The organism is Vibrio halioticoli NBRC 102217 (genome assembly GCF_000496695.1).
In the GTDB taxonomy this organism is placed as follows: Bacteria; Pseudomonadota; Gammaproteobacteria; order Enterobacterales; family Vibrionaceae; genus Vibrio; species Vibrio halioticoli.
Window position 1 is genome coordinate 1 of the sequence record NZ_BAUJ01000090.1, and the last position, 3,667, is coordinate 3,667.

4 protein-coding genes are annotated in these 3,667 nt (G+C 36.8%); 1 reads left to right on the forward strand and 3 read right to left on the reverse strand.

Features of this window, described 5'->3' with window-relative positions:
* Window positions 1–356 precede the first annotated feature (356 nt).
* From VHA01S_RS17490 to VHA01S_RS17500, 3 genes are all read right to left on the reverse strand, one after another.
* Window positions 357–1,664: a TRAP transporter large permease gene (locus VHA01S_RS17490; RefSeq protein ID WP_023405673.1), complete on the reverse strand. Its 1,308-nt coding sequence runs from the start codon at window positions 1,662–1,664 to the stop codon at window positions 357–359.
* A 5-nt stretch (window positions 1,665–1,669) separates the two neighbouring features.
* The gene (locus VHA01S_RS17495) at window positions 1,670–2,161 is read right to left on the reverse strand and encodes a TRAP transporter small permease (protein ID WP_023405674.1); all 492 of its coding nucleotides are present in this window, start codon (window positions 2,159–2,161) and stop codon (window positions 1,670–1,672) included.
* 94 nt (window positions 2,162–2,255) lie between these two features.
* Entirely contained in the window at window positions 2,256–3,221 is a 966-nt protein-coding gene (locus tag VHA01S_RS17500) for a TRAP transporter substrate-binding protein (protein ID WP_023405675.1), read from the reverse strand.
* 240 nt (window positions 3,222–3,461) lie between these two features.
* Between VHA01S_RS17500 and VHA01S_RS17505 the strand changes: the two genes are divergently transcribed.
* Window positions 3,462–3,650: a DUF4250 domain-containing protein gene (locus VHA01S_RS17505; protein ID WP_023405676.1), complete on the forward strand. Its 189-nt coding sequence runs from the start codon at window positions 3,462–3,464 to the stop codon at window positions 3,648–3,650.
* Window positions 3,651–3,667 lie beyond the last annotated feature (17 nt).

Below are 3,667 nucleotides of genomic sequence, written 5' to 3' on the forward strand. Positions count from 1 at the left end.
CGATTGGTATTAGAGGTGCTTTGGAGCAATGAAGAGGGCTCTAGAATGACTGAGAGTGCTGTTGAGTTGAGATAGCTCTAATGCGTACTATCTATCTTTGGCTTTGTCGACGTGCTTGCTGGAGAGGTGTGATGAACATTTAATCCTTGGGAACAACCGATTGAATGGTGTTCTGAAATTACGACTGAGATTGACCATTGTGATGAATTTGAAGGATGAGTTTGTAAAAAGAAGATTGAGATATTGAAAGAGACCGGACATCAAGAAGGGGAGGAAGTCATTGGCGAGGGTGACAGAATTAACGTGTGGTGAATGGCGAGAATAAAGAGCCTCTAAAACTAGAGGCTCAAATAATCTTAGTGAATTAACCCAAATAATTTTGGTAAGAATAGACTAATAGATGGAACAAATGTAATAAGTAGTAGTGCAAAAATCAGGCATAGACAGAAAGGTATGACTGCTTTAATCACGGACTCAATCTTTGCGCCACTGACACTACAGCCTACAAATAGAGCTGTACCTACTGGAGGTGTTGCAATGCCAATACATAGGTTAAAGATGATCATCATAGCGAAGTGAATAGGGTGCATACCCAGTTGTGTCGCTATCGGCATAAAGATAGGAGTAAAGATCAATAGTGCCGGAGTTAAATCCATGAACATACCAACGATGAGCAAAATAGCATTCATCATTAGGAAGATTACGATTGGATTACTACTTAAAGAGAGCATCCAGTCACTGATCAATACGGGGAGTCCTGTAAATGCCATTGCCCAAGACATGATTGTAGAAGCGCCAATCAAGAACAACATTACTGCAGTGATCTCAGTAGTTTCTTTCGATATTGTTTTCAAATCAGAGAGGGAAATGGAGCGATAGCATAATGACAATGCAAATGAGTACAGCACTGCAATGCAGGCTCCTTCAGTTGCCGTAAATATACCGCCAATGATTCCGCCAATTACCACAACGATCAAGCCAAGGCTTGGCAGTGCTCGCCAGATAGTATTTAACGCACTTTTTAACGTAGGTCGTTGTACTCTACCTGCTTCTTTACCACTTCGTTTAGTGTAAAAAAGAGCCACAAGCATACAGGTTAAGCCCATTATAATTCCAGGCACATAACCAGCAATAAATAGAGCGGCTACCGAAGTACCACCACTGACTACTGAGAATACGATAAGGGAATTACTTGGTGGAATAAGCAGGCCAGCAGGGCAAGAAGCAACATTTACTGCTGTTGAAAATGCTTTATCATAACCTTCTTCTTCCAATTCTGGTGCTAAGGTTTTACCTACAGCAGCTGCAGCTGCGACAGCCGATCCTGAAACAGCTCCAAACATCATGTTAGACAAGATGTTAACGTGAGCAAGGGAACCCGGTAACCAACCAACAAGAAGCTGCGCAAATTTAACTAAGCGGCTGGCAATGCCACCGCGATTCATTATATTGCCAGCAAGGATAAAGAATGGGATAGCCAGTAAACTAAAGCTATTTATACCCGTTACCGCTTTTTGTGCGGCTGTTATTGAAGCGACATCAAAAGGTAAAATTGAAAACATGATAACCAATGAAGACATTGCAATTGCAATTGCAATTGGAATACTCATTGCGATCATGCCAAGAAACAAGCAAAGAAGCCAAAAACCAATAGATACATCCATTATTATTACCGTCCTTGCTTATGTTCAATTATAGAGTCTGCAACATTGATACATATGTATATGCCACTGATTACAGCAGATAGTGGGAGAATGAGGTATACGTAGGACATAGGAATATCAAGAGCCGGAGATATCTGCATAGATGTTTTTCCTACAAGACCAATACCACCTTTTAAAAATGCTAGAAATATAAAAGATAATGAAACTAGATTAATGAATATGTTTAACCCAATTTGTGTCCATCCTGATAGTTTATCTAATAATAAAGTTATTGCTAAGTGACCTTTTTGCCCAAATAAGTAGCTGGCACCAAGTAGCCCTAACCAAATCATCAAGTAACGAGAAAGTTCATCAGTAAATGAGCTTGGATCGTTTAAAATATAACGACTAAATACTTGCCATGTTACCGTTACGACTAATGTGATTATCAATAAACCACATATAGTTAATATTGCCTTATCTAGATATTCTCTAAATGAGTTTAATTTGTTTTTCATTGTCACTCTTCTAATGTTGAATTTGACATTTAAAGTGTCTAAATAAAATTATGGTGCAGTTCAAATATTGATACTGCACCACAATTAATATTTATTACATAGCTTGAATTTGTTTCACGTAATAAGAAAGTTTTGGATCTTTTAGTGCAGAATCCAACATAGGTTTTACTTTTTCTTGGAATTTCTGTTTGTCCACTTTTACAAAGGTAACACCAGATTTAATGGCTTTTTCTTTGTTTGCATTGGTAATTTGGTCCCAGATATTGATTTCTTGTTCTAACGATTCAGCTGCTGCTTCTTTCAGAACTTTTTGTTCTTCTGGTTTCAATGAATTCCATGTGGATTCAGAAATAATAATCAAATCAGGGGTAATTGAGTGTTGATCCATAGAGTAGAACTTAGCAACTTCAGAGTGTTTCATTTCCACAAGACTAGAAATATTATTTTCAGCCGCATCGATAACACCTTGTTGTAAACCAGTGTAGATTTCGTTGAAAGGCATTGGTGTCGCTTTCGCACCCAATAAACGAATCATTTCCATCATTGTAGGTGATTCTGGAACTCGAACTTTAAGACCTTTTAGGTCTTCAGGGGTTTTAATTGGCTTTTTAGCGTAAAAACTGCGAGAACCTGAATCATAGAAAGTTAAGCCAACAAACCCTTTACCTTCACTTGAAGTCAGTAGTTTTTGAGCAACATCACTGCGCATAAATTTACGTAAGTGTTCAGGACTTCTAAATAGATATGGAATAGAGATTGTTTTAAACGTTGGCTCAAACGATTCTGCCAATGCTCCATTTATTTTAGCCATATCAATAGCGCCATTAATAACTTGCTCTGCTTGATCACGCTCAGAACCTAATTGAGCATTTGGAAAGATTTTTACTGTGAGTTCCCCATGTGACTTTTCTTTTACTTTTTCAGAAAAAATCACCATACCTTTATGAGCGGCGCTATCGAGTGACATCGCGTGTCCAAGAGTTAATGTTCTAGCTTGAACAGCACTAACAGATAATAGTGATGTAGCAATTAACGACAAAGTAAGCAGTGTTTTGCGCATAATAATCCCTTATAATTTTCAATGATTTATTTAATGAATTTCGGCTAATGTATTACAATATGGGTAGGTTAATTGTGATGTTCTTCACGAATAGTTATGAGACAGTAGTGTCATAACTTGTAAGTAAGTTTTCACTTTTTAGTCAACGTTAATGTTTTAATATTGACTATTACATGCGTATAGATGTCATGTTAGATATAAGAAATGTATAATTGTCGATTAAATTAGGGAGTAAAGTTGATGGGAATAGAGCGATTTGAAAGTATGGATGTCAATATTTTACTAAGTATAGTTAATATGAAACTTAGGGATGATTTTTCAGATCTTGATAGTCTTGTTCGATTTTATGATATAAATAAAGAACAGTTGATTAAAAGACTTTTTGATGCAGGATTTGAATATATGGATGATTTAAATCAATTCAGATAATATTAAAAACACAGGCA

Excerpts from the sequence above, each read along its gene's own strand:
- VHA01S_RS17490 (WP_023405673.1), bottom strand. The coding sequence starts at position 1,664 with ATGGATGTATCTATTGGTTTTTGGCTTCTTTGCTTGTTTCTTGGCATG.
- VHA01S_RS17495 (WP_023405674.1), bottom strand. The coding sequence starts at position 2,161 with ATGAAAAACAAATTAAACTCATTTAGAGAATATCTAGATAAGGCAATA.
- VHA01S_RS17500 (WP_023405675.1), bottom strand. The coding sequence starts at position 3,221 with ATGCGCAAAACACTGCTTACTTTGTCGTTAATTGCTACATCACTATTA.
- VHA01S_RS17505 (WP_023405676.1), top strand. The coding sequence starts at position 3,462 with ATGGGAATAGAGCGATTTGAAAGTATGGATGTCAATATTTTACTAAGT.